Consider the following 25,844-nt stretch of genomic DNA (forward strand, 5'->3'; position numbering starts at 1 on the left):
CCCCCCGACGCCGGACCGGAACAACCTCCGAACCGACACGGAACGGCCATGAGCCACCGGACCCGCACGGACCCCGCAGCGGCGAAACACCACCGCCGCACCGGCCGCCGGACGCGAACAGACCCAAAACCCGCGGGGCCACGCCCCCCGACGCCGGACCGGAACAACCTCCGAACCGACAGGCAACGGCCATGAGCCACCGGACCCGCACGGACCCCGCAGCGGCGGAGCACCCGCCGGCCGCGCCGGACCCGGACAGGAACGAGGCCGGCGGAGCACTCGCCGGCCGCCGGACCGGAAGGGCGCCCCGGACCGGCGGAGCCGGCCTCAGCCCTGGACGAGCGTGACGTCGCGGTCCGCCTCCGCGTGGAAGACCGGGACCAGGATGATGCCCGAGGGGCGCAGCTCCACGACGGTGGCCTGCACCCGCGCCGCTCCCGGCCGCAGCGTCTGCCCGTAGGGCTTGCCGGAGTTCTGCCAGCGGTGCTCGGCGCCGTCGCAGCGGGCGGCGCTGCCGCCGATGCCCTGCCGGCGGGCGGTGTCGCCCTGGCTGACCGAGGAGCTGACGAACGCCGGTCCGGTGGCGCCGGTGCAGCGGTAGGTGCCGGAGAGCGTGACCGTGCCGTCGGCCGCGATCCGGCCGGTCGCGTCGACGGTGATGTACTCGCCGGGGGCGGCGGCGGCCGGGCCGGTGGCGGCGCACAGCAGGGCCGCGGTGCCGAGGGCGGTGAGGAGGGTACGGCGGACGGGCATGGGATACCTCCCGGTTTCCAGGGATTTCAGGGCTTCCACTGGTACCGGGCGGCCGGGCCGGCGGGCGTGACCGTCACCCCTACGGTGGCGCGTCCGTGCTCCCGACGGTTGTGCGGGGCGCCCGCCGCCTCAGGGCAGTACGGCGAACCCGTCCAGTTCCACCAGCGCCCGCTCGTCCCACAGCCGTACGACCTGGACGACGGCCATCGCCGGATAGTCCCGGCCCGCCGACCGGTGCCAGATCCGGCCCAGTTCGGGCGCGTGCGCGCGGTAGTCGGCGAGGTCCGTGGCGTAGACGGTGACCCGGGCCAGGTCGGCGGGGGTGCCGCCGGCCGCGCGCAGGGCGGCGAGCAGGTTCCCGAGGGCCGTGGCGAACTGCTCGGGCAGCGTGTCCCCGGTGATCTCGCCGCCGGCGTCCAGAGCGGTCTGGCCGGCGAGGAACACCACGCGGGTGCCGGTCGCGACCACGGCGTGGCTGAAGCCGGTGGGCGGGGACAGCCCGGGCGGGTTGACGCGTTCGGCCGTCACCGGTCCTCCGTGGCCGCCGTGGCCGCCGTGGCGTACAACTCCTTGGCGATGATGCTCCGTTGTACCTCGCTGGCGCCCTCGTAGATGCGCGGCGCGCGCACCTCGCGGTAGAGGTGTTCGAGCAGGTGGCCGCGGCGCAGGGCGCGGGCGCCGTGCAGCTGGACGGCGGTGTCGACGACGTACTGCGCGGTCTCGGTGGCCAGCAGCTTGGCCATCGCGGCCCGCCCGGGCACGTCGGCGGCCCCCGCGTCGTACGCCGCGGCCGCCGCGTACACCATCAGCCGGGCCGCCTCGGTGCGCACCGCCATCTCGGCGACCTGGTGGGACACGGCCTGGAGGTCGCGCAGGGGGCCGCCGAACGCCTCGCGCCGGCCGGTGTGGGCGACGGTGGCGTCCAGCGCGGCCTGGGCCATGCCGACCGCGAAGGCGCCGACGCTGGGCCGGAAGAGGTTGAGGGTGCCCATGGCGACGGCGAAGCCGCGGCCGGGCGCGCCGAGCAGGTCGGCGGCGGTGACGGGCACGGCGTCGAAGTCGAGGGCGCCGACGGGGTGCGGTGCGAGCATCTCCAGGGGGCGGCCGGTGAGTCCGGGCCGGTCGGCGGGGACGAGGAAGGCGGTCACCCCGCGGGCCCCGGCGCCGGGTGTGGTACGGGCGAAGACGGTGTAGAAGTCGGCCTCGGGGGCGTTGGAGATCCAGCACTTGGCGCCGGTGAGCCGCCAGCCGGCGCCGTCGGGCTCGGCGGCGAGGGACAGCGCCGCCGCGTCCGACCCGGCGCCGGGCTCGCTGAGCGCGAACGCGGCGACCGCGCTGCCGTCGGCGACCCGGGGCAGCCAGCGCTCCCGCTGGGCCGGGGTGCCGTGGGCGTGCACCGGATGGGCGCCGAGGCCCTGGAGGGCGAGGGCGGTCTCGGCCTCGGTGCAGCCCTGGGCGAGGGACTCCCGCATCAGGCACAGGTCCAGCGCCCCGGAGTCGAACAGCCGGGCGAGCAGGCCGAGCCGGCCGAGTTCGGCGAGCAGCGGCCGGTCGACGCGGCCGGGCGTGCCCCGGGCGGCGAGCGGGCGCAGCCGCCCGGCGGCCAGCGCGCGCAGCTCGGCGCACCAGGCGGTCTGCTCGGGCGCGAGTGCGAATGCGGACACGGCCCCTCCTCCCTCCGGGGCGGGTGCGCCCGCCCGTCCCCCGACGATATCGCGGACTGTTGACTGCCGTCACCAACGCGTTACGCTCCAAGTGCGAGCCCACCGGGAAGCCCGTTCGGGCGGCCGGCCCGGACCTCCGACACGGCACCTCCGACACGGCAAGGGGGCGGACCGTCATGCATCGCTCGGCCCACGTCGACACGTTCGCGCGCGACCGTCTGCCCCCGCCGCACGAGTGGCCCGAGCTGCGGTTCGACCTGCCGGAACTGCGCTACCCCGCCCGGCTGAACTGCGCCGTGGAGCTGCTGGACCACGCCGACGCGGCCCGCCCGGTCTTCCACACCGCGGCCGGTCCCGCCTGGACCTACGGCGAACTGCGCGCCCGGGTCGACCGGATCGCGCATGTGCTCACCGGCGCCCTGGGCGTGGTCCCGGGCAACCGGGTGCTGCTGCGCGGCCCCACCACGCCGTGGCTGGCGGCCTGCTGGCTGGCCGCTCTGAAGGCGGGCGCCATCGCGGTCACGGTGCCGGCCCGGCAGCGCGCGCGGGAACTGGCGGCGATCTGCGCCATCGCCCGCGTCGGGCACGCGCTGTGCGACGTCCGCGCGGTGGACGATCTGGTGCGGGCCGCCGTACCGGGGCTGCGCGTGACGACGTACGGCGGGGACGGCCCCGGCGACCTGCTGCGCCGTCCGGCCCCCGGCACCCCCTACCCGGCGGTGGACACCGCCTGCGACGACGTCGCCCTGATCGCGTTCACCTCCGGTACCACGGGTCGCCCGAAGGGGTGCATGCACTTCCACCGGGATGTGCTGGCAACAGCTGACACGTTCTCACGGCATGTGTTGCGTCCCCATGAGGACGACATATTCGCGGGCAGTCCCCCGCTCGGCTTCACCTTCGGCCTGGGCGGGCTGGTGATCTTCCCGCTGCGGGCCGGGGCCGGCAGCCTCCTGCTGGAACGGGCGGGCCCCGGCGAGCTGCTGCCCGCCGTCGCCGCGCACCGCGTCTCCGTGCTGTTCACCGCGCCGACCGCCTACCGGGCGATGCTGCGCGACCTGGACGGCCACGACCTGTCGTCCCTGCGGCAGTGTGTCTCGGCCGGCGAGAACCTGCCCGCGGCCACCTGGCGGGCCTGGTACGAGCGCACGGGCCTGCGCCTGGTCAACGGCATCGGCGCCACCGAGCTGCTGCACATCTTCCTGTCCGCCGCCGGCGCGCACAGCCGGCCCGGCAGCACGGGCGTGCCGGTGCCGGGCTGGCAGGCACGCGTCCAGGACGCCGGCGGCCGGCCGGTGCCCGACGGCGAGCCCGGCCTGCTGGCCGTGCGCGGACCGGTCGGCTGCCGTTACCTCGCCGACCCGCGGCAGCGGGAGTACGTGCGCGACGGCTGGAACATCACCGGCGACACCTGTGTCCGCGAGGCCGACGGCTCCTTCCGGTACGTGGCCCGCGCCGACGACATGATCATCTCGGCCGGGTACAACATCGCGGGGCCGGAGGTGGAGGACGCGCTGCTGCGCCATCCCGACGTGGCCGAGACGGCGGTCGTCGGCCGTCCCGACGAGGCCCGCGGCCAGGTGGCCGTCGCCTACACCGTGCTGCGCCCCGGTGCCCGGCGGGACCCGGAGGCGCTGCGCGCGTTCCTCGTCGCCGAGCTGGCACCCTACAAGTGCCCGCGCGCATTCGTCTTCCTCGACGCGCTGCCCCGCACGGCCACCGGCAAGGTGCAGCGGTTCCGGCTGCGCAACTGGGGTGACCAGCAGTGATGCCGACGACCTAAAATGATCAACGTGTCCGAGCAGCACGCCCCCAGGTCCCTCATCGTCACGCTCTACGGCGCGTACGGCCGCTCCATGCCCGGCCCGGTGCCCGTCGCCGAGCTGATCCGGCTCCTGGCCGCGGTCGGCGTGGACGCGCCCTCCGTACGCTCCTCGGTGTCCCGGCTCAAGCGGCGTGGTCTGCTGCTGCCGGCCCGCACGGAGTCCGGCGCGGCCGGTTACGAACTGTCCGCCGAGGCCCGCCAGTTGCTGGACGACGGCGACCGGCGCGTCTACGCGGGCACGCCCGTGGCGGACGAGGGCTGGGTGCTCGCGGTGTTCTCGGTCCCGGAGTCGGAGCGGCAGCGGCGGCACGTGCTGCGCTCCCGGCTGGCCGGTCTGGGCTTCGGCACCGCCGCGCCGGGGGTGTGGATCGCCCCGGCCCGGCTGTACGAGGAGACGGAGCACACCCTGCGCCGGCTGCGGCTGGACCCGTACGTGGACTTCTTCCGCGGCGAGCACCTGGGCTTCGCTCCCACGCCCGAGGCGGTGGCCCGCTGGTGGGACCTGGCGGCGATCGCCAAGGAGCACGAGCGGTTCCTGGACACCCACGGGCCGGTGCTGCGGTCCTGGGCCCGCCGCGCCGACACCCCGCCCGAGGAGGCGTACCGCGACTACCTCCTCGCCCTCGACTCCTGGCGCCACCTCCCCTACACCGACCCGGGCCTGCCCACCCATCTGCTGCCGCCCGACTGGCCCGGCGTCCGCTCGGCGGAGGTCTTCCGGGGCCTGCACGAACGCCTGCGGGACGCGGGGGCACGGTTCGCGGGGCTGTGAGACCTCCTCAGCCTCCCGGTGACAGGCGCGGCTCGGGTTCGTCGGTGCGGCCGGTGCGCGGGGGGCGGCTGCCCGCGCGGTAGGGGGCGGGCCAGGGCGCGCCGGGGCCCTCGTAGCCCTGCTCGGCCGCCGCGTGCAGGGTCCAGTGCGGGTCGTACAGGTGCGGCCGGGCCAGGGCGCACAGGTCGGTGCGGCCCGCCAGGATCAGCGAGTTGACGTCGTCCCAGGAGGAGATCGCGCCGACCGCGATCACCGGGACGCGGACCTCGTGCCGGATGCGGTCGGCGAACGGCGTCTGGTACGACCGCCCGAACGCCGGGCGTTCGTCGGCCACCACCTGCCCGGTGGACACGTCGATGGCGTCGGCGCCGTGCGCGGCGAAGGCGCGGGCGATCTCCACGGCGTCCTCGGCGTCCGTCCCGCCGTCGGCCCAGTCGGTGGCCGAGATCCGGACGGTCATCGGCCGCTCGGCCGGCCACACCCCGCGTACGGCGTCGAAGACCTCCAGCGGGAAGCGCAGCCGCCGCTCCGGCGAGCCGCCGTAGGCGTCGGTGCGCCGGTTGGTGAGCGGGGAGAGGAAGCCGGAGAGCAGATAGCCGTGGGCGCAGTGCAGTTCGAGCAGGTCGAACCCGGCCCGGGCGGCGCGCCAGGCGGCCGCCGTGAACTGCTCGCGGATGTCGGTGAGCTGGGCCCGGGACAGCTCGCGCGGTATCTGGCTGCCCGGCTTGTACGGCAGCGGGGACGCGGCGACGAGCGGCCAGTTGCCGGTGGGCAGCGGCTCGTCCATGCCCTCCCACATCGGCTTGGTGGACCCCTTGCGGCCGGAGTGCCCGAGCTGGACGCCGATCGCCGTGCCCGGGGACTGGCGGTGGACGAAGTCGGTGACGCGGCGCCACGCCTCGGCCTGCCGGCCGGTGTAGAGACCGGCGCAGCCGGGGGTGATGCGGCCCTCCGGGCTGACGCACGCCATCTCGGTCATCACCAGCCCGGCCCCGCCGAGGGCGCGGGCGCCGAGGTGGACGAGGTGGAAGTCGCCGGGGACGCCGTCGGCGGCCGAGTACATGTCCATCGGTGACACGACGACCCGGTTGCGCAGGGTCAGGCCGCGCAGCCGGAACGGGGTGAACATCGGGGGTGTGCCGGGCGGGCAGCCGAACGCGCGTTCCACGGACTCGGTGAAGCGGGCGTCGCGCAGCCGGAGGTTGCCGTGGGTGACGCGGCGGGAGCGGGTGAGCAGGTTGAAGGCGAACTGGCGGGGCGGCTGGCGCAGGTACAGCCGGACGTTCTCGAACCACTCCAGGCTGGCCCGGGCGGCGCGCTGGGTGGAGGCGACGACGGGTTTGCGCTCCTCCTCGTAGGCCGCGAGCGCGCCGGGCACGTCCGGCCGCTCCTCCAGGCAGGCGGCGAGGGCGAGGGCGTCCTCGACGGCGAGTTTGGTGCCGGAGCCGATGGAGAAGTGCGCGGTGTGCGCGGCGTCGCCGAGGAGGACGACGTTGCCGTGCGACCAGCGGTCGTTGACGACCGTACGGAACGTGGTCCAAGCGGAGTTCCCCAAGCGCGGCGGGCGTCCGCGCAGGGCGTCGGTGAAGACCTTGGCGCAGCGGTCGACGGACGCGCGGGGGGTGAGCTCGTCGAGGCCCGCGGCCCGCCAGACCTCCTCGCGCATCTCGATGATCACGGTGGAGGAGTCGGCCGCATAGGGATAGCCGTGCAGTTGCATGACGCCGTGTCCGGTCTCGGCGATCTCGAAGCGGAAGGCGTCGAAGGCGAAGTCGGCGGCAAGCCAGATGTAGCGGCAGTGGTGTGCGGCCACATGGGGGCGGAACACATGAGCGTAGGTTTCGCGGGTGGTGCTGTGCACACCGTCGGCGGCGATGACGAGGTCGTACTCGGCGGAGAGGGTGGCCGGGTGGGGGGCTTCGGTGCGGAAGTGGATCCGGACGCCGAGGGAGTGGCAGCGCTCGTGCAGGATCCTCAGGAGCCGGTGGCGGCCCAGTGCGGCGAAGCCGTGGCCGCCCGAGCGGTGGCGGACCCCCCGGTGCACTATGTCGATGTCCTCCCAGCGGACGAAGTCCCGCCGCAGGGCTTCGTGGACGACGGGGTCGGCGTGTCGCATGCCGCCCAGGGTCTCGTCGGAGAGGACCACGCCGAAGCCGAAGGTCTCACCGGGGGCGTTGCGCTCCCAGACGGTGATGTCACGGGCGGGGTCCAGGCGTTTGAGGAGGGCCGCGGCGTACAGCCCGCCGGGGCCGCCGCCGATGACCGCGATCCGTAAGGGGCGGTTCGTCGTCGCCGGCGGGCGCGGGTCCTGCGGCATCCGGGCTCACCTCCCCCGCCACTTCGGCGTGCGCTTCTCCGTGAAGGCCTCGTGGAACTCGGTGTAGTCCTCGCCGGTCATCAGGAGGGACTGGGTGGCGGCGTCCAGTTCGATCGCTGCGGCCAGGGGCATGTCCAGCTGGGCCGTGAGGAGTGCCTTGGTCTGGGCGTGGGCCAGGGCCGGGCCGTCGGCCAGGCGGCGGGCCAGGGCGGCGGCCGCCTCGTCCGTCCGGCCCTCCTCGGCCGTCTCGCTGATCAGGCCGATGCGCTCGGCCTCGGGGGCCCGGACCGGATCGCCCAGCATGAGCAGGCGGGTGGCGTGGCCGAGGCCGACGACCCGGGGCAGCAGATAGGCCGCGCCCATGTCGCCGCCGGACAGGCCGACCCGGGTGAAGAGGAACGCGAACCGGGCGGAGGGGTCGGCGACCCGGAAGTCCGCCGCGAGGGCGAGGACCGCGCCGGCGCCGGCCGCCACGCCGTGCACCGCGGCGATCACCGGGAAGGGGCACTCGCGGATCGCCCGCACGACCTGTCCGGTCATCCGGTTGAAGTCGAGCAGCTGGCCGGTGTCCATGGCGAGGGTGGCGCCGATGATCTCGTCCACGTCACCGCCGGAGCAGAAGCCGCGGCCCTCGCCGGCCAGCACCAGGGCCCGTACCGCGCGCTCCCGGGACAGCTCGGTGAGCAGGTCGCGCAGGTCGGCGTAGGCGCCGAAGGTGAGGGCGTTGAGCTTCTCGGGGCGGGCGAGGGTGACGGTGGCGACCTGGTCGGCGATCCGTACCCGCAGGTGCTCCCAGTCGGCCGTGCGGGCGGCCGAGCCGGTGAAGGGACTCATGGCGTGCGGCCTCCTTGGCGACGGTGCCGTACGGTGCGCTCCCCCGAAGTTATCACCGGTTTGTGACTGTCGTCACGGGGGCGCGACAGAATCGGGGCGGGCGACCGGCCCGGCGACGGCCGTGCGCCGCCGGGCCCGTACCATGCCTGGAGTCGGACAGCAGGACAGCCTGCTCCATGAAGGACTCGCCGTGCACCAACCCTCCGCCGATTCGGCCTCCTGGCGCATCGCGCTGCCGCACACCGCGGCCGCGGTGCCCGTGGCGCGCGCCCTGGTGCGCACGGCCCTCACCGAGGTCGAGCACGTGGCCGACTGCGACACGGCCGAGCTGCTGACCGCCGAGCTGGTGGCCAACGCGGTGGAGCACACCGCCGGGCGCGGCCCGATAGAGCTGGTGGTGGAGCTGCGGCCGACCGGCTGCCAGGTCGAGGTGCACGATCCGGACCCGGCGCCGCCCGGTCAGCTGACCCGGCCGGTGCTCGAGGAGCCCGACGTGTGGCAGGAGGGCGGGCGCGGGCTGCTGCTGATCCGCGCCCTCAGCTCCTCCTGCGGCCACCGCCCCACCCCGTCGGGCAAGGCGGTGTGGTTCCGGCTGCCCGTGCTCCCCGCCCGGCCGCGCCCGGCGTGACCTCGGCCGGCCCGGAGGCGACCTGCTCGGGAGGGCACGTGGGGGAGAGGCTGCTCGTGATCGTCCCCACGGTCGTGTACGTGGCCGGTCTCGCGCTGACCGCAGTCGTCGCGGACGGCCCCGGGTCCGGCGCCCGCGCGGACCGGCCCGTCGCGCCGGAGTCCGCCGACGCGGACCACCGCTGAGCCACCGCACCCCGGGGGCCGTGCGACAAAGGGTCCGCGACCGGTCTACCGCACCGCGAACCCCCCCCCACGCCTCCTCCACCAGACACGGCTTCAGCCGCCCACCGCTTCCCGCCCACCACGACCGCCACGACCCCGGCCAGCGGGCCAGAGCACCGAGCCCGCACGGACCGCCGCTGAACCGCCGCACCCCGGGGGCCGTGCGACAAAGGGTCCGCGACCGGTCTACCGCACCGCGAACCCCCCCACGCCTCCCCCACCAGACACGGCTTCAGCCGCCCACCGCTTCCCGCCCACCACGACCGCCACGACCCCGGCCAGCGGGCCAGAGCACCGAGCCCGCACGGACCGCCGCTGAACCGCCGCACCCCGGGGGCCGTGCGACAAAGGGTCCGCGACCGGTCTACCGCACCGCGAACCCCCCCACGCCTCCCCCACCAGGCACGGCTTCAGCCGCCCACCGCTTCCCGCCCACCACGACCGCCACGACCCCGGCCAGCGGGCCAGAGCACCGAGCCCGCACGGACCACCGCTGAACCGCCGCACCCCGGTGGGCGTGCGACGGGGGGCCGCGGCCGGTGTGCCGTGCCGCGGACCCTTCGTGTCCTTCCGGGCGGCGCGGGTTCAGACCCTCTCGGGTTCCCGCTCGGCCGCAACCGGTGTGACCCCGGTGGCCGGGGTGGCGCCGGCCAGGGTGGAGTGCCGGCGGCCGTAGAGACCGTAGACCGCGAGGCCCACCGCGAGGAACACGGCGAACTGGATCCAGGTCCGCCAGCCCGTCTCCCACATCAGGTAGAGGCAGAAGGCGACGCCGAGCAGCGGGGCCACCGGGTACAGCGGCACCCGGAAGCTGCGGTCGAGGCCCGGTTCGCGGCGGCGCAGGGCCATCACCGTGATGTTGACGGCGGCCATGATGGCGAGGGTGCCGATGGTGCACAGGTTCATCACGGCGTCCAGCGAGGCGAAGGCCGCCGGGAGCGCGAAGACCAGGGCGACGATCAGTGTGCCGGCGACCGGGGTGGAGGTCTTGGGGCTGACCTTCTCGAAGACGCGCGGGATCAGGCCGTCCCGGGACATCGACATCAGGATGCGGGTCTGGCCGTACATCACGGCGAGGACCACGGAGGCGATGGCGACGACCGCGCCGAAGGCGATGACACCGCCGCCGACGGTGGAGCCGGTGACCTCGTTGACGACGTAGGAGAGGGCGGCGGGGCGGCCGGCGACCTGGTCGCCGCCGATGGCGCCGATGGCGGCGAGCGCGACCGCGCAGTACAGCAGGGTCACGATGCCCATGCAGACCATGATCGCGACGGGGATGTGCCGGCGGGGGTTCTTCGCCTCCTCGCCGGCCGTGGTGATCGCGTCGAAGCCGATGTACGAGAAGAACGCGGCGGTGGTGCCCGCGCCGATGCCGCCGAGGCCGGCCGGGGAGAACGGGGTGAGGTTGCCGTCCTTGAAGGCGCTGTAGCCGATGGCGCAGAAGGCGAGCAGGATCGCGAGCTTCACCGCGGCCATGGCGGCGGTCGCCCGCGCGCTCTCCCGCACCCCCCGCACCAGCAGCGCCGAGGCCATGGCGATGACGATCACGGCCGGCAGGTTGATCACGCCGCCGTCCCCGGGGCCCGCGGACAGGGCGGCCGGGAGCTGGAGGCCGGTGAGGCTGTGCAGCAGCTCGTTGACGTACTGGCTCCAGCCGACCGCGACGGCCGAGATGGAGACGCCGTACTCCAGCAGCAGGCACCAGCCGACGAGGAAGGCGGTGGACTCGCCGAGGCCGGCGTACGCGAAGGAGTACGAGGAGCCCGAGACCGGGATGGCGCCGCCCAGCTCCGCGAACGAGAAGGCGGTGAAGACGCAGGTGAGGGCCGCGAGGACGAAGGAGACGACGACGGCCGGGCCGGCCTGGGCGACCGAGTCGGACAGTCCGACGAAGATGCCGGTGCCGACGATGGCGCCGACGCCGAAGCAGATGAGCTGGAAGAGGCCCATGGTGCGCTTCAGACCGTGCCCCTCGCGGTCGGCGCCGGATTCGGCGACGAGCAGGCGCGGGGACTTGAGACGGGGAGCGGGCATGCGGGTGGTGCTCGATTCTGGTGGTGCGGGCGGCCGTGGTGGGGCCGCGGCGACGGCCGCGGAAGGGGTGATTCCGGGCCGCCGGTCAGGATAAGGCCTGGTGAGGCGGGTCAGGCAAGGGTTTCCCGGGCGAGTGTGGCCACCAGCACCGCCTTGATGGTGTGCAGCCGGTTCTCCGCCTCGTCGAAGACCACCGAGTGGGCGGACTCGAAGACCTCGTCTGTCACCTCCAGCGAGGTGAGGCCGTACGTGTCGTGGATCTGCTGCCCGACCGTGGTGCCGAGGTCGTGGAAGGCCGGCAGGCAGTGCAGGAACCGTACGCCGGGGTTGCCGGTGGCGCGCAGCACGTCCATGGTCACCGCGTAGGGGGCGAGGGCCGTGATCCGCTCGGCCCACACCTCCTTGGGCTCGCCCATGGACACCCAGACGTCGGTGGCGACGAAGTCGGCGCCCCGCACGCCTTCGGTGACGTCCTCGGTGAGGGTGACGCGGGCGCCGCTGGAGCCGGCGAGGGCACGGGCGCGGTCGAGGATCTCCGGGGCGGGCCAGTAGGACTTCGGGGCGACGATCCGTACGTCCATGCCGAGCAGGGCGCCGGTGATCAGGTAGGAGTTGCCCATGTTGAAGCGGGCGTCGCCGAGGTAGGCGAAGGCGGTCCGGGTGAGCGGCTTGGCGCAGTGCTCGGTCATGGTGAGCACGTCGGCGAGCATCTGGGTGGGGTGCCAGTCGTCGGTGAGGCCGTTGTAGACGGGCACGCCTGCGTACGCGGCCAGCTCCTCGACCTTGGCCTGGCTGTCGCCCCGGTACTCGATGGCGTCGTACATCCGGCCCAGTACACGGGCGGTGTCCCGGACCGACTCTTTGTGCCCGATCTGCGATCCGGCGGGCTCCAGGTACGTGGTGTGGGCGCCCTGGTCGGCGGCGGCGACCTCGAACGCGCAGCGGGTGCGCGTCGAGGTCTTCTCGAAGATCAGCGCGATGTTCCGGCCGCGCAGGTACGGGGTCTCGGTCCCGGCCTTCTTGGCCGCCTTCAGCTCGGCGGCCAGCTCGACCAGGCCGCGGAACTCCGCCTCGGTGAAGTCCAGCTCCTTGAGGAAGTGGCGGCCGGCGAGGGCGGTCGGGACTGTCGCCATGAGGGCGCTCCAGGGGTATGACGGCAAGGGACTATGGAAGTCTATACGAACCTTCACATTTCTATACAGCGTCTCGCTGGACGGGACAGCTCATGCACCGGGGACCGCCCCGGCCCCGGCCCAGCTCGCTGCCCGGGATCTCTATCACTTCGATGCCCTGTTTGCGCAGATGGGTGTTGGTGGTGGAGTTCCGCTCGTAGGCGACGACCACGCCGGGTTCGACGGCGAGGACGTTGCAGCCGTCGTCCCACTGCTCGCGTTCGGCGGCGTGCACGTCCTGGGTGGCGGTCAGCACCCGGATCTCGCCGAGGCCGAGGGCGGCGGCGATCGCCCGGTGCATGTGCTCCGGCGGATGGTCGGTGACCTTCAGCTCCCGCTCGCCGACGCCCGGCTCGATGGTGTAGGAGCGGAGCATCCCGAGGCCGGCGTACTGGGTGAAGGTGTCGCCGTCGACCATGGTCATCACCGTGTCCAGGTGCATGAAGGCGCGCCGCTTGGGCATGTCGAGCGCGACGATGGTCCGCGCGGAACCGGCCGCGAACAGCTCGTGCGCCAGCATCTCCACGGCCTGCGGGGTGGTGCGCTCGCTCATCCCGATCAGCACGGCGCCGTTGCCGATCACCAGGACGTCGCCGCCCTCGATGGTGGAGGGGTAGTCGGCCTGGCCCCGGGACCAGACGTGGAAGGTCTCGTCGCGGAACAGCGGGTGGTGGCGGTAGATCGCCTCGAAGTGCACGGTCTCGCGCTGCCGGGCGGGCCAGCGCATGGCGTTGATGGAGACGCCGTCGTAGATCCACGCCGAGGTGTCGCGGGTGAACAGGTGGTTGGGCAGCGGACGCAGCAGGAAGTCGTCCAGTTCCATGACGTGGAAGCGCACGGAGGTCGGCTCCTCGTGCCCGGCCAGGTACTCCCGCTTGGTCATCCCGCCGACCAGGGCCTCGGCCAGCTCGGCCGGGGGCATCCGGTCGAAGGCGGCGCGCAGGTGACCGGTGGCCAGGGGGCCGTACTCCTTCTCGTCGAAGACCCGGTCCAGGACGAGGGCGCGGGCCTCGGGGAGTGCGAGGGTCTCGGCGAGCAGGTCCCCGAAGAGATGGACCTCCACCCCGCGGTCGCGCAGGACGTCGGCGAACCCGTCGTGCTCGGCGCGGGCCCGGCGCACCCAGAGCACGTCGTCGAAGAGCAGGGCGTCCTTGTTGCTGGGGGTGAGCCTCTTGAGCTCTAGGTCGGGCCGGTGCAGGATGACGCGGCGCAGCCGCCCGGCCTCGGAGTCGACATGGAATCCCATGGTTCCATCCTGACCGCCGGGGCCGCCCTTCATCCCCTGCCCGGTGGTTCCGTCGCGGAGCGGTGTCAGATCGCGGTGCACGGCACCGGCCACCGCTCCACCCGGGGCGCCAGGGCCACCGCCCAGCCGCCGGCCACCAGGACCAGCCGCTCGGCGGCGAGCAGGGCGAGCGCCTCGTGCCCGACGGGGTCCAGGGCGGCGACGGGGGTGGGCTCCAGCAGGCGCAGGAACGTGCCGTACAGGCCGGGGTGGTCCAGGGTCAGGCGTACGGCGGTGCCCGGCGTCCGCCGGTCCAGGACGGTGACGAAGCCTGGGCCGCGCCGGTGGTGCAGGGCACCGTAGCGGTACCGCGCCCGCCAGGCCGCCAGGTCCCGCGGGCGCCCGGGCAGCTCGGCGGGCGGCGGCAGATGGTGGAGCAGCGCCGGGTCGTAGTCCGGGATGCCGGTCGCCCGCCAGCGCACGGACAGGCCGAGACCCTGGCACTCCCGCAGGAACCGCACCGCCTCCGCCGTCTCCCGGCCCGCACCGCTCAGGTCGAGGGGCGCGTCGGGGACGGTACGGGGGCCGGCCGGACGCTCCGGCACGGTTCCGCGACCGGCCGGGCGGTGCGGGACCGCGGCCGGCGGCCCGCCCGGCCGCTCAGCCCGGCGTTCGACGGACGGGGAGGGCCCGGGGTCCGGGCGCCCGGCGGACCGGGAGGGCCCGGGGCCGGGGAGCCCGCTCGTCGGGGTGCCTCCGTCCGCGGCCGTGCCGACCGGTTCCCCGGGGTGCACCGGGTCCTCTGCCCCGCCCCCCGTGCCGCCCGTCGGGCGGGCACCGCCCCGGGCCGCGCTCGGGTGGCTCACCGGGCCGCTCCGGGACGGGACCGCACCGGCCGGATCCCCTGCTCCCACCGGGCCGCTCCCGTCCGTGACCGCGCTCGCCGGGCCCACCGGGCCGCTCCCGGACGGCACCGGGCCCGCCGGGCCCTCCTCGGGCAGGCGGACCGGTGCGCCCCAGGCCGGCAGGGCGACGTAGGTGGCACCGTCGCGGAACAGCAGGCCGAGTGACATGGCCCGCTGGACGAAGGACTCCAGCTCCGGTGGCGGTACCGCGTGGCCGTCGGCGGTGAGCAGCCGGTGCAGGGCGGGTACGGTCCGGCCGTCCTCCAGCCGGCGCAGGGCCGCGGCGCGCCAGCCGGTGAAGCGGTGGGTGGCGGGCGGGCGGCCGTGCCGGCGGTCGTGCACCAGCAGCCGGTCGCCGTCCTCCTCGAACAGCAGCCGGGAGTGCGCGTGCCCGGCCCGCCAGGCGGCCACCGCCTCCGTCAGCCGCCGCTCGGCCTCGCCGCCGATGCCCGCGGGTTCGGTGTCGAACAGATAGACCAGGTCGGCGAGTTCGTCCTCCGGCAGGTCGTACACGTGCTGGTACATCGCGGCCGGGCGGCGTTTGCCGAAGCCGAGGGCGGGGTCGGTGAAGTGCGGGCTGAACCGCTCCAGCTGGATGCGGTGGGCGCCGCTGGGCGGCTGGAGGTGCATCAGCGCGGGGAGTTGGTCGATGACGGGGGCGTAGTCGCCGGCGCTCTCCCCGGGGAAGCCGTAGAGCAGGTTCCAGGAGCAGGTCAGGGCGTGGTTCTCGCACTCGCGCAGGGTGCGGACGTTGCGGGCGCCGGTGACGCCCTTGGCCATGAGGTCCAGGACGCGGCTGCCCAGGCTCTCGATGCCCGGCTGGATGTGCACCGTCCCCGCGTCGCCGAGGAGTCTCAGCTGGTCGGCGGTGAGGTTGGACTTGACCTCGTAGTGCAGTCGCAGGTCCCAGCCGCTCGCCGTCACGCGGGGCAGGAAGTCGCGGAAGTAGGCCATGTCGATGATGTTGTCGACGGTGACCACGTCGAGGATCCGGTGGCGGCGCACCAGGTGGTCGATCTCGGTCCACAGCCGCTCCCCCGGCTTGGCGCGGAAGGCCATGGCGGTGCCGTTCAGCCCGCAGAAGGTGCAGTGGTGCTTCTCGCCCCACCAGCAGCCCCGGGCGCCCTCCACGACCAGTTTCGGGTGGACGTGCTCCCGGACCGGGGAGGCGTCCAGGGCGGCCTGCCACTGGTCGTAGTCGGGCGTGGGTATGTCGGCTGGGGCCACGGTCCGCCGGGTTTCCGTGTTGGCCCGTGACACCGCTCCGGTCCCTGGCACCGAGGTGTCCCACCAGCACAGGCCGGGCACGTCCACGGGGTCGGTGCCCGCGGCCAGGTGGTCCAGGAGGGCCGGGAAGGCGTGTTCGGCCTCGCCGCGTACGACGTGGTCGACGAAGGGGTGGTTGCGGTGCAGCGCGTGGCCCATGGGCCCGTCGCAGTTGCCGCCGCCGAACACGGTCACCAGGCCGGGGCGGCGGCGCTTGAGCGCGCGGGCCAGGGCGAGGGAGGGCACGTTCTGCATGAAGGTGGTGGTGAAGCCGACCACGTCCGGCTCGGCGGCCAGCACCTCGGCGGCGCAGGCCTCGATGAAGCCGGCCGCGTACGGCCGCATGGCCAGGGCCGTGTCGATGAAGACGCCCCGGCCGGCCGCGTACTCCCGCAGCCGGGCCGTGCCCCAGCCGGGGTCGTCGTACAGGGCGCCGGAGAAGACCCAGTCGCCCAGGCCGTGGAAGATGGAGTCGCCGCCGACCTCGACGCAGTCACCCGGCCGCAGCCGGCCGCCGGAGTGCTCCAGCAGGTACTCCGCCCAGCGCAGGGAGCCGTGGAACTCGGTGACCTCGTCGCCGGGGCGGGCCCGCCGCACGATCCGGTTCAGCAGGCCCAGTTGCAGCGAGGGCAGGTCGAGCGGATGCCACGGCATCGTGACCAGGTGGACGCGCATGCTCAGCGGGTCGGCCGCTTCTCCAGGATCGCCGGCCGGCGGGTGGTGCCGCCCTGGTCCTCGCGGACGACGACCTTCTTGATCTCCATGTCCGTCACTCCCCTCGCTGCGCGCGAACACCCTTGTGCCGCACGGCCGTTCACCCTAGGGACAGGTAGGCGTGCGGCACAAGGGCGGGGCCGGCCTACAGCCGCGGGTCCACCGGCTCGGACTCCAGCGCCAGCACCCCGAACACGGCCTCGTGGACCCGCCACAGCGGTTCGCCGCCGGCCAGCCGGTCCAGCGCCTCCAGGCCGAGGGCGTACTCGCGCAGGGCCAGCGACCGCTTGTGGTTCAGGAACCGCTTCCGCAGCCGGTCGAGGTGGTCGGGGCGGGTGTACTCCGGGCCGTAGACGATCCGCAGGTACTCCCGGCCCCGGCACTTGACGCCGGGCTGCACCAGCCGTCCCTCCCCGTCGCGCACCAGCGCGCCGAGCGGCTTGACGACCATGCCCTCGCCGCCCCGGCCGGTCATCTCCAGCCACCAGTCGACGCCCGCGCGCACCGACTCCGGGTCGCCGGTGTCGACGTACAGCCGCCGGGTGGTGTGCAACAGTCCGCTGCCGTCGTACTCCACCAGCCGGTCGATCAGGGCGAGCTGCTCGTCGTGCGGGAGGGCGGCGAGGCTGCGGCCCTGGACGGCGAGCAGCTGGAAGGGGGCCAGCCGGATCCCGTCCAGGCCCTCGGTGGGCCAGCAGTAGCGGCGGTAGGCGGCGGTGAACGCGGCGGCGTCGGCGGCGCGTTCCCGCTGCCGGTCGAGCAGCGCGCCCACGTCGGCCCCGCGTCCGGCCGCGGCCTCCAGGGCGGCGAGCGCGCCCGGGAACACCGCGCCCGCGGCGGCGCCCACGGCCGCGTACTGGCCGCGCAGCAGCCCGCCGGCCTTCAGCGACCACGGCATCAGCTCGGCGTCCAGCAGCAGCCAGTCCGTGCCGAGTTCGTCCCACAGTCCGGCGTCGGTGACCGCCGCGCGCAGCCGGCCGAGGATCTCCTCGGTCGTCCGCTCGTCGTCGAAGAACGGCCGTCCGGTACGGGTGTAGAGGGAGCCGGTGGGCCCGGCCGCGCCGAACCGCCGCCGTGCCGTCTCCGCGTCCCGGCACACCAGGGCCACGGCCCGCGAGCCCATGTGCTTCTCCTCGCACACCACCCGCGCCACCCCGTCCCGGGCGTACTGCGCGAACGCCTCCTGCGGGTGCTCCAGGTAGCCGTCCACCCGCGAGGTCGCCGTGGGTGCCATGGTCGGCGGGAGGTACGGCAGCAGGCGCGGATCGACGGCGAAGCGGCTCATGACCTCCAGGGCCGCCGCCGCGTTCTCCTCGCGGACGGCCACCCGTCCCGCGTGCCGGGTCTCGACGGCCCGCCGGCCGTGCACGTCCGCCAGGTCGAGCGGCCGGCCGTCCTGCCCGCCGGGCGCGTCGGTGCGCAGCGGACGGGCCGGCTCGTACCAGACCCGCTCGGCCGGTACGTCGACCAGTTCGCGCTCCGGCCAGCGCAGCGCGGTGAGCTTGCCGCCGAAGACGGCGCCGGTGTCCAGGCAGATGGTGTTGTTCAGCCACGTCGCCTCGGGCACGGGTGTGTGGCCGTAGACCACGGCGGCCCGGCCGCGGTAGTCCTCCGCCCACGGGTAGCGCACCGGCAGCCCGAACTCGTCGGTCTCCCCGGTGGTGTCGCCGTACAGGGCGTGCGAGCGGACCCGGCCGGAGGTGCGGCCGTGGTACTTCTCGGGCAGACCGGCGTGGCAGACCACCAGCCGGCCGCCGTCCAGGACGTAGTGGCTGACCAGTCCGTCCAGGAACCGCCGGACCTCGGCCTTGAACTCCTCGCTCTCGCCCTCCATCTGCGCGATGGTCTCGGCGAGTCCGTGGGTGGGCTGGACCTTGCGGCCCTTGAGGTGACGGCCGTACTTGTTCTCGTGGTTGCCGGGGACGCACAGGGCGTTGCCCGAGTTCACCATCGCCATCACGCGGCGCAGCACACCGGGGCTGTCCGGGCCGCGGTCGACCAGGTCGCCGACGAACACGGCGGTACGGCCCTCGGGGTGCGCGCCGTCGGCGTATCCCAGCTTGGCGAGCAGGGCCTCCAGTTCGGCGGAGCAGCCGTGGATGTCGCCGATGATGTCGAACGGGCCGGTGAGGTGGGTGAGGTCGTTGTAGCGCTTCTCGGTGACGACGGTGGCGTGCTCCACCTCCTCGACGCCGCGCAGCACGTGCACCTTGCGGAAGCCCTCGCGCTCCAGGTGCCTGAGGGAGCGGCGCAGTTCGCGGACGTGCCGCTGGATGACCCGGCGGGGCATGTCGGCCCGGTCGGCGCGGGCCGCGTTCCGCTCGGCGCACACCTCCTCCGGCAGGTCCAGCACGATGGCGATGGGCAGGACGTCGTGCGTCTTCGCCAGCTCGATCAGCTGGCGCCGGCTGTCCTGCTGCACGCTGGTGGCGTCCACGACGGTGCGGCGGCCGGCGGCCAGCCGCTTGCCGGCGATGTAGTGCAGCACGTCGAAGGCGTCCCGGGTCGCGCCCTGGTCGTTCTCGTCGTCGGAGACCAGGCCGCGGCAGAAGTCGGAGGAGATCACCTCGGTGGGCTTGAAGTGCCGCCGGGCGAACGTGGACTTGCCGGAGCCGGAGGCGCCGACGAGCACCACGAGCGAGAGGTCGGTGACGGGGAGGACCCGTCCCTGGTGCTGTGCCTCGGTCATGCCGCTGTCGCCTCCTTCTCGGTCCCGGTCGTGAACGTGGCCATCTGGGTGGGCGGGCCGACCTCCGGGTCGTCGGGGCCGACGGGGGTGAACCCGACGTCGTACCCGTACCGTCCGGCCACGGCCGCGGCCCAGGTGCGGAACTCCTCGCGGGTCCACTCGAAGCGGTGGTCGCGGTGCCGGACATGCCCGGCGGGCAGGCTCTCCCAGCGGACGTTGTACTCGGCGTTCGGGGTGGTCACGACGACCGTGCGGGGGCGCGCGTGGCCGAACACGGCGTACTCCAGGGCGGGCAGCCGGGGCGGGTCGACGTGTTCGACGACCTCGCTGAGCACGGCGGCGTCGTAGCCCTTGAGCCGGCGGTCGGTGTAGGCGAGGGAGCCCTGGACCAGCGTGACGCGCGCGGCCTGCCGTTCGCTCATGCGGTCCAGCTTCAGCCGGCGGGCGGCGATGGTCAGGGCGCGCTGCGAGACGTCGACGCCGACGATCTCGGTGAACCGGGCGTCCTTGAGCAGCGCCTGCACCAACTGGCCCTCACCGCAGCCGAGATCGAGGACCCGGCCGGCGCCGGAGGCGTCCAGTGCGGCGAGGATCGCCTCCCGCCGGAGCACGGCGAGCGGGGTCGGCTTCTCCTCCGTCTCGGTCTCGTCCGCCACCGCGTTGTCGATGTCCCCGACCTCGCTGTCGTCGGCCTCCGCGAGCCGCACCAGTTCCAGCCGCTCCCTCGCCTGCCGGGTCAGCGACCAGCGGCGCGAGAGGTACCGGCTGGTGATCAGGTGCTGTTCCGGGTGCCCGGCCAGCCAGCCCTCGCCCACCCGCAGCAGCTTGTCGACCTCGTCGGCGGAGACCCAGTAGTGCTTGGCGTCGTCGAGCACCGGCAGCAGGACGTACAGGTGGCGCAACGCCTCGGCGAGGGTGAGCCGTTCGGACTCCAGGAGCAGGCGGACGTAGCGCGAGTCGCCCCACTCCGGGAACGCGGTGTCCAGCGGGACCGGGTCGGCGGTGACCCGCCAGCCGAGCGGCGCGAACAGCCGTCGTACGAGGTCGGGGCCGCCGCGGGCGGGCAGCGCGGGCACCTCGACGCGCAGCGGCAGCGGGGCGGCGGCCCGCTCCGGACGTGCCTGGCACACCCCGCGCAGGGCGCTGGAGAAGACGGTGCTCAGGGCGACGGCGAGCAGGGAGGAGGCCGCGTACGGGCGGTCGTTGACGTACTGGGCGAGGGCCGCGTCGGGTGCGCCGCCGCGGCCCTTGTCCCGGCCGCGCCTGACCAGCGCGACCGGATCGATCTCCAGCAGCAGCGCGGCCGTGCAGCGTTCGGCGTCCGCCTCGGGATAGAACACGTGGGCCGTGCCGTACGAGGTGGAGAACGCCTGCGCCTTGCCGGGGTGCTTGTGCAGCAGGTACCCCAGGTCGGTGGCCGGGCGCGCGGCTGTGCCGGTGGTGGAGATCGTCAGGAACATGTGGTCGAGTGTCCCGGCCGGGGCCCGTGCCCACCACCGGTTTTCGGCTCGCCCGCGGCGGTCGCCGGCCCGGATCAGGAGGCTTCGGCGATGACCTTGCGGGCGGCCGCGACGGCCCGTTCCTGGACGGTCTGCCGGTCCTCCAGCGCCTTCGCGTTCTTGTCGATGGCGGCCCTCTGCGCGCGGGTCTCGACGGCGTGCACGGCCTTGATGTAGCCGGTGTCGAGCTTGCAGCGGGCGTCGGCGGCGGCGGTCTTCCGCTCCCTGGCCGACGGCTTGTCCGCGCGGAACCAGGCGGGGTCGGCCGACGCCTGGTCCGGGGCGGGATAGCGCAGTCCCCGCTCCTTCATGCAGTCCGCCCAGGCGCGGTCGGCGTTCTTCCAGGCGGGGTCCTTCCTGGCCTGCTCGCGCGCGTCGGCCCACAGCTTCACGGCGACCGTGTACGGGCCGGTGAGCCGCACCCCGCCGATCTCGGCAGGCCGGGGGTCGGCGCCGTAGAGCTTCCGGCGCGCCTCGCCCAGGCAGCCGCCCTCGGGGACGGGACGGCCGTACGGGCGGCGGCTGTCGCCGGTGCGGAACGTGCCGGTGAGGGCCGTGTACTGGTCGGCGGCCCACTCCACGGGCTGCTCGGCGGACTGCTGCCCCGGCCGCTCGTGATAGCCGAACCGGGCCGCCAGGCCGGGGTCGTCCGCCCCGTACGGGGTGTCGGCGGCGACCCTGCCGTCGACCGTGAGGGTGCCGCGCCGCACCGGGTAGGTGGACTCGACGCTCCTGACGTCGAACGCCTGGAAACCGGTGAAGCCGAGCCGGAGCATGCACTGCCCGGCCAGGATCCACTGGGCCGTGCCGACGGCCTTCGTGCCGCCGGACTCCGGGTCCGGCAGGTAGGCGTGGAGCGGGAGCGACTCCATGGTGTTGAGGTCGCGGGCGTCGTCGCCGGCGCCGGTGTCACCGCCGGACTGGCAGGCGGTCACGGCGAGCAGGCCGGTGAGGACGAGAGGGAGGAGTGTGCGCACCGGGACATCCGACCAGCGGGGGACCCCGTGCGCTGTGACGGAGCCCACAGTTCCGGCACGCGGTGTTCACAGGAGCGGCAGGTGCGGCATGTGACGTCGGTTACGGCCCGCCGGCCGCGGACCTGATGGAGTGAGCCCCCGTCAACTGACCATTGACGTACGGAAACACGCAAAGAGGGGGAACCCATGACCATCGACCAGACCGTCCGGGACCACGGACGCGGACAGCCGGCCCGGGCCCGCAGGAGCGCCGCCGTCGCGGTGGCGGCCGGTGCCGTGCTCGCCGCGGGAGCCCTCGCGACCGCGCCCGCCCAGGCGGCGCCGGTGACGGCCGCCGCGGCCCGCACCGCCGCGGCGGTCCCGCAGGTGTCGGCCCAGGGCGCGTACGCCATGAACGCGGCTGACGGCAAGCAGTTGTTCGGCAAGGCACCGGACGCCCGGCTGCGGACCGGCTCCACCACGAAGATCATGACGGCGCTCGTGGTGCTGTCCCAGCGGAACGTGAACCTCGGGAAGAAGGTGAAGATCAAGAAGGAGTACACCGACTACGTCATCGACCCGGTGTCGCACACCCAGCGCTACTCCAGCGCGAATCTCCTCCTCGGTGACTCGATGCCGGTGGGCGACCTGCTGTACGGCCTGCTGCTGCCGTCCGGCTGCGACGCGGCCTACGCGCTGGCGGACACGTACGGCACGGGGTCCACGACGGCGCAGCGGACCAAGTCGTTCATCGGCAAGATGAACAGCAAGGCGCGCGAACTCGGCCTGAAGAACACCCACTTCGACTCCTTCGACGGGGTGTCCAACGGCAAGAACTACTCCTCGCCGCGCGATCTGGCCAAGCTGGCGGCGACCGCGCTGAAGAACAAGACCTTCAAGAAGGTCGTCGGCACCAAGCTCTACGACGACATGAAGTCGTACCGGCCCGGCGGCGGAACGCACGCCATGGCGCCGTGGAAGAACTCCAACACGCTGCTCGGCTCCTACCGGGGCGCGTTCGGCGTGAAGACCGGCTCCGGGCCGGAGGCGAAGTTCTGCCTGGTGTTCGCGGCCACCCGCGGCTCCAGGACGGTCGTGGGCACGGTCCTCGCGGCGAGTTCGGCGGACCAGCGGTTCAAGGACGCGGCGAAGATCCTGGACTACGGTTTCACGCGCTGACGGCTTCCACACGCTGACGGCTTCACGCGCTGACGGTTACCGGGGCGCGGTCCGCCGGGGAGACGGAGGCGGCCCGGTGGGGAACCGGCCGCCTCTCGGCGACAGCCGGCGGCAGCCGGAAGGGGCCGGCACCCGTGGGTGCCGGCCCCTGGAGCGCCTGGCTCACTTCCGCTTGACCGGCGGGCACGTGCCCGTCTGCTCGCCGATGGAGTTGATCTCGGCGTTGGAGCGCACGTCGTCCGCGTAGTTGATCTTGTCCGTGCACTTCTTGTCGTCCGACGCCGGCTTCTGCACCGGCGGACATGTGCCCGTCTGCTCACCGATGGAGTTGATCTCGGCGTTGGACCGTACGTCGCCCGCGTAGTTGATCTTGTCCGTGCACTTCAGGCCGGTCTGAGCGGGAGTGCTCGACGGCGAACCCTTCGCCGGCCCACCGGAGGTGCCCGACGACTTGCTCTCCTCGGTGGCGGACCGGGTGGGCGCGCCCGACGACTTGCCGTCCGCTCCGTCCGACGACGGAGAGCTCGTGGCCGTGGCCGACGAGTCGCTCGCGGCGGCGGAGGGGGACGCGGTGGCGGAGGGGGACGTGTCGGCGTCTCCGTCATTGCCGCATGCCGTCAGTGCCAGGCCGAGGGCCAGGGCGGTCATGGTCAGTGCCGAGATCTTCCGAGTGCGCATGCTGGTGTCCGTCCTTCGCGGGCGAGCGGTCCGGGCGACTGTCCGCCCGGGTGGCTTTCTGTCCTCTTGGATGGCCGGCGGGGTCGCCCCCGTTGCCTCGTAGGCGCGCTCAGGACACGTTCGTGACATGACGGCGACGGCACCGCGACGTCCCGCGCGCGCAACCCGCGTGAGGGAACCGAGTGTCCGGGTGGCGGTCGAGGCGGATACGCTGCGCGGGAGCTGACCCGGCAAAGGAGCGGTACATGTACGCCCAGGGAGATCGAGCGCGAGCGAGCGCGCAGGAGGCCGGGCGGCGGACACCCGCGCGCGGACCGCGACCGGGCACCCGCCCGCCGGGCCCCGACGGCCTGCTCCACCTCCAGCGCACCGTGGGCAACGCCGCGGTCGTCCGGGCCCTCGCTCCCGTGGTGCAGCGGACCGCGGTGACCGACCCGCGCACGAAGCAGCCCGTGGAGACCGACGCCCTCACCCCCGGGCAGCGCGTCGCGCTCGCGGCCCAGCTGCTGCGGTACAAGAAGACCAGGGAACTGGAACGCCTGCGCACCGCGCACCCCGACGAGCGGGACAGCCTCTCCGAGCAGGCGCTGCGCGCCGTCATGCCCCGCTACCGGGACGTCCACCCCGAATCCGAGGGCGAGTCGGAGAGCGAGGACCCCAACGTCTTCTACCGCACGCTCCGCCCCGAGGAACTGCCCCTGCGCAACGGCCTGCGCCCGCCGGTCGGCCACGACGCCGACAAGCCCGCCGCCGATCACATCCGCGCCGGCAGCAGGGCGAAGGTCAAGTCGTCCTGGGTCTCCTTCACCCGCAGCCTCAAGACGGCCGCGGCCTGGGCCGCGGAGAACGAGTCGCGCATCGCCAAGGTGCGGCTGCCCGAGGGGGCCAGGGTCGAGGAGGGCCGGGTCTACGACACCACCGACCCCGAGCAGCTCGCGGCCGTCTTCGGCGGAAACGGCGGCAGCGCGGAGAACTTCGCCAAGGCGTCCCAGGAGGTCGTGGTGAAGGGCGGGCTCGGCGCGGATGCCGTGCTCCAGGTCTTCAAGGCCAAGTACCTCTCCCCCGAGGACTACGAGCAGTACAGGACGGGCGCCGCCACGGACTCAGGTCTCTACGCCGTGGTGCGCACCCGCGCGAAGGTGACCGAGAACAAGGTGAAGCTGGCGCCGAAGCCCATCGGCATCTACCACCACCAGGAGACGGCCCTCCCGGGCCCGAAGCGGAAGGACCGGGAGCGCACCCCGGAGAACGACGAGCGCGCCAACCGCGCCCGGATCACCTGACGGCCGCCCGGCGCCGGCGGACGGCTCACCGACGGGCCCGCCGGCCGCGCGAGGAACCCCACGCCGAGGAGCTCGCGCCGGTTCGGCGTCGGCACCGGCGCCACCGCCCTGCGGGCCGCCGCCGATCCCGCCGCCGACGCCTGCCCGCGCCCCGCGCCCGTCTCTCCCGCGGCGGCCGGCCCGGCCTCGCCGGCCCCTGGCTGCCCGCGGTGACCGCTCCCGCCCCCTCGCCGACGGCGCGGACGACCGGGTGCCCGGCCTCGAGGAACCCGGCGCGACGGAGAGGGTGACCCGTCGGGCCGTCCCGGCCGAACCGTCACCGGAGCTTGTCTGTTCACGGCCGGCTTCGGCCAACGACTCGCGGCCCCCGCAGGGCACGGGCGACGGCTCGGTCTTCGTCGAGGGCGCTCATCCGGACGGGTTCCCTCTCGTCGTCCAGAACGACGGCGCGGACCACCGTTCCGACAGCCGCCCGCTGGTCACCGTCCGGCCAGCGCGGGTCCTTCGTGTGGTCGATCAGGCCCGCGGTGCCGTCCGGGAGCACCACGTCCAGCCCCCAGGGCCGTACCGCGAGCACACGGACGTCGTACTCCTGATGAAGTGTCGAGGGCATGGCACTCAGCCTCCTCACTGCTCTGCTCTGCACTGCACTGCACTGCACTGCACTGCACTGCACCAGATCGTCCGTCACCGTCGCCGTGATCCGTTCATGGCTCCGGCCTTGCTCCGCCGGATGACCCTAGAGCCGCGCCAGCCCGCTCGGGGCCGGGTACGGGTCGCGGAAGGTGAACGCCTTCGGTCCGGGGCCGTTCTCGCGCACCATCGCGATCCGCTCCATCGCCTCGGCGACGGTCGGGCGGTGGCCGGCGGGGATCCACCACAGGGCCTGGTGCGCCTCGGTCATGCGACGGAACCACTCCCGGCGGCGGCTCAGCACGCGCAGGTGGTCGCTGTGGTACGTGAAGTTCCGCAGCGCTTCGACCGATTCCCAGACCGAGCAGTTGAACAGCAGCAGCTCGTCGTTCCCCTCGGGACGGATGCCGGTCGCGTCCGCGCCGCCCTCGTCCACCACGCGCCAGACGAATCCAGGGCTCTTGTCGGCCAGCGCGTTGATCTCCGGTTGCAGGGCGACGAAGTCGGCCAGTTCGGGGCTGTCCAGCGGGGCGACGATGCGGCCGATGTTGACCTGCGCGAGGTGAGACTCAGTCATGGGCACAGCATGGC

The 25,844-nt window shown here is 73.9% G+C and carries 21 protein-coding genes; 6 read left to right on the forward strand and 15 right to left on the reverse strand.

Going from position 1 to position 25,844, the window contains the following annotated elements; translation table 11 throughout:
* Positions 1-327 precede the first annotated feature (327 nt).
* The 3 genes from AB0E62_RS10135 to AB0E62_RS10145 all read right to left on the reverse strand — a co-directional run bounded on the left by AB0E62_RS10135 (position 328) and on the right by AB0E62_RS10145 (position 2,417).
* On the reverse strand, positions 328-753 hold the full coding sequence (locus AB0E62_RS10135) for a DUF6299 family protein (protein WP_362190638.1): 426 nt from the start codon (positions 751-753) through the stop codon (positions 328-330).
* Between the two features lie 129 nt (positions 754-882).
* Entirely contained in the window at positions 883-1,281 is a 399-nt protein-coding gene (locus AB0E62_RS10140; RefSeq protein WP_362190640.1) for a RidA family protein, read from the reverse strand.
* Positions 1,278-2,417 carry an acyl-CoA dehydrogenase family protein gene (locus AB0E62_RS10145; protein WP_362190642.1) on the reverse strand — a complete coding sequence of 380 codons (1,140 nt, stop codon included), beginning with the start codon at positions 2,415-2,417 and terminating at the stop codon, positions 1,278-1,280. Before AB0E62_RS10145 ends, AB0E62_RS10140 begins: the two co-directional genes overlap by 4 nt.
* Before the next feature lie 176 nt (positions 2,418-2,593).
* On the opposite strand from AB0E62_RS10145, the gene AB0E62_RS10150 reads away from it, so the two are divergent.
* Positions 2,594-4,186, forward strand: a complete 1,593-nt coding sequence (locus AB0E62_RS10150) for an AMP-binding protein (protein WP_362190644.1) — start codon at positions 2,594-2,596, stop codon at positions 4,184-4,186.
* A 15-nt stretch (positions 4,187-4,201) separates the two neighbouring features.
* Positions 4,202-5,014, forward strand: a complete 813-nt coding sequence (locus AB0E62_RS10155; RefSeq protein WP_362190646.1) for a PaaX family transcriptional regulator C-terminal domain-containing protein — start codon at positions 4,202-4,204, stop codon at positions 5,012-5,014.
* A 7-nt stretch (positions 5,015-5,021) separates the two neighbouring features.
* On the opposite strand, the gene AB0E62_RS10160 is transcribed toward AB0E62_RS10155, so the two are convergent.
* Together AB0E62_RS10160 and AB0E62_RS10165 are read right to left on the reverse strand one after the other, a co-directional pair.
* Positions 5,022-7,331: a bifunctional salicylyl-CoA 5-hydroxylase/oxidoreductase gene (locus tag AB0E62_RS10160; protein ID WP_362190648.1), complete on the reverse strand. Its 2,310-nt coding sequence runs from the start codon at positions 7,329-7,331 to the stop codon at positions 5,022-5,024.
* Positions 7,332-7,337: 6 nt separating this feature from the next.
* Positions 7,338-8,165 carry an enoyl-CoA hydratase family protein gene (locus AB0E62_RS10165; RefSeq protein WP_362190650.1) on the reverse strand — a complete coding sequence of 276 codons (828 nt, stop codon included), beginning with the start codon at positions 8,163-8,165 and terminating at the stop codon, positions 7,338-7,340.
* A gap of 142 nt (positions 8,166-8,307) precedes the next feature.
* Between AB0E62_RS10165 and AB0E62_RS10170 the strand changes: the two genes are divergently transcribed.
* Both AB0E62_RS10170 and AB0E62_RS10175 read left to right on the forward strand, forming a co-directional pair.
* Entirely contained in the window at positions 8,308-8,793 is a 486-nt protein-coding gene (locus AB0E62_RS10170; RefSeq protein WP_362190652.1) for an ATP-binding protein, read from the forward strand.
* 38 nt (positions 8,794-8,831) lie between these two features.
* Positions 8,832-8,978, forward strand: coding sequence for a hypothetical protein (locus AB0E62_RS10175; RefSeq protein ID WP_362190654.1), 147 nt, complete (start codon positions 8,832-8,834; stop codon positions 8,976-8,978).
* Between the two features lie 624 nt (positions 8,979-9,602).
* Here the strand turns inward: AB0E62_RS10175 and AB0E62_RS10180 are convergent.
* The 7 genes from AB0E62_RS10180 to AB0E62_RS10210 form a co-directional block, all read right to left on the reverse strand.
* The gene (locus tag AB0E62_RS10180; protein WP_362190656.1) at positions 9,603-11,054 is read right to left on the reverse strand and encodes an amino acid permease; all 1,452 of its coding nucleotides are present in this window, start codon (positions 11,052-11,054) and stop codon (positions 9,603-9,605) included.
* Between the two features lie 110 nt (positions 11,055-11,164).
* Positions 11,165-12,187: an ornithine carbamoyltransferase gene (argF, locus tag AB0E62_RS10185; protein WP_362190658.1), complete on the reverse strand. Its 1,023-nt coding sequence runs from the start codon at positions 12,185-12,187 to the stop codon at positions 11,165-11,167.
* A gap of 61 nt (positions 12,188-12,248) precedes the next feature.
* Positions 12,249-13,472 carry an arginine deiminase gene (locus AB0E62_RS10190; protein ID WP_362190660.1) on the reverse strand — a complete coding sequence of 408 codons (1,224 nt, stop codon included), beginning with the start codon at positions 13,470-13,472 and terminating at the stop codon, positions 12,249-12,251.
* Positions 13,473-13,537: 65 nt separating this feature from the next.
* On the reverse strand, positions 13,538-16,297 hold the full coding sequence (locus AB0E62_RS10195) for a RiPP maturation radical SAM C-methyltransferase (RefSeq protein ID WP_362190662.1): 2,760 nt from the start codon (positions 16,295-16,297) through the stop codon (positions 13,538-13,540).
* A 184-nt stretch (positions 16,298-16,481) separates the two neighbouring features.
* Positions 16,482-19,025: a polynucleotide kinase-phosphatase gene (locus AB0E62_RS10200; protein WP_362190664.1), complete on the reverse strand. Its 2,544-nt coding sequence runs from the start codon at positions 19,023-19,025 to the stop codon at positions 16,482-16,484.
* A complete protein-coding gene (locus AB0E62_RS10205; protein ID WP_362190666.1) occupies positions 19,022-20,485 on the reverse strand; it encodes a 3' terminal RNA ribose 2'-O-methyltransferase Hen1 in 1,464 nt (487 codons plus the stop codon). Before AB0E62_RS10205 ends, AB0E62_RS10200 begins: the two co-directional genes overlap by 4 nt.
* Before the next feature lie 74 nt (positions 20,486-20,559).
* Positions 20,560-21,501 (reverse strand): hypothetical protein, encoded by a 942-nt coding sequence (locus AB0E62_RS10210; RefSeq protein WP_362190668.1) that lies wholly within the window; start codon positions 21,499-21,501, stop codon positions 20,560-20,562.
* A 186-nt stretch (positions 21,502-21,687) separates the two neighbouring features.
* Between AB0E62_RS10210 and AB0E62_RS10215 the strand changes: the two genes are divergently transcribed.
* Positions 21,688-22,659 (forward strand): serine hydrolase, encoded by a 972-nt coding sequence (locus AB0E62_RS10215; RefSeq protein WP_362190670.1) that lies wholly within the window; start codon positions 21,688-21,690, stop codon positions 22,657-22,659.
* A gap of 162 nt (positions 22,660-22,821) precedes the next feature.
* Here AB0E62_RS10215 and AB0E62_RS10220 read toward each other — a convergent pair whose 3' ends face one another.
* Complete coding sequence (locus AB0E62_RS10220; RefSeq protein WP_362190672.1) at positions 22,822-23,337, reverse strand: hypothetical protein; 516 nt, start codon at positions 23,335-23,337, stop codon at positions 22,822-22,824.
* A gap of 245 nt (positions 23,338-23,582) precedes the next feature.
* On the opposite strand from AB0E62_RS10220, the gene AB0E62_RS10225 reads away from it, so the two are divergent.
* Positions 23,583-24,620, forward strand: coding sequence for a hypothetical protein (locus tag AB0E62_RS10225; RefSeq protein WP_362190674.1), 1,038 nt, complete (start codon positions 23,583-23,585; stop codon positions 24,618-24,620).
* A gap of 334 nt (positions 24,621-24,954) precedes the next feature.
* Here AB0E62_RS10225 and AB0E62_RS10230 read toward each other — a convergent pair whose 3' ends face one another.
* Positions 24,955-25,233, reverse strand: coding sequence for a hypothetical protein (locus AB0E62_RS10230; protein ID WP_362190676.1), 279 nt, complete (start codon positions 25,231-25,233; stop codon positions 24,955-24,957).
* Positions 25,234-25,359: 126 nt separating this feature from the next.
* Positions 25,360-25,830, reverse strand: coding sequence for a DUF3291 domain-containing protein (locus AB0E62_RS10235; RefSeq protein WP_362190678.1), 471 nt, complete (start codon positions 25,828-25,830; stop codon positions 25,360-25,362).
* Positions 25,831-25,844: the final 14 nt, after the last annotated feature.

Source organism: Streptomyces sp. NPDC038707 (genome assembly GCF_040636485.1).
Lineage (GTDB): Bacteria > Actinomycetota > Actinomycetes > Streptomycetales > Streptomycetaceae > Streptomyces.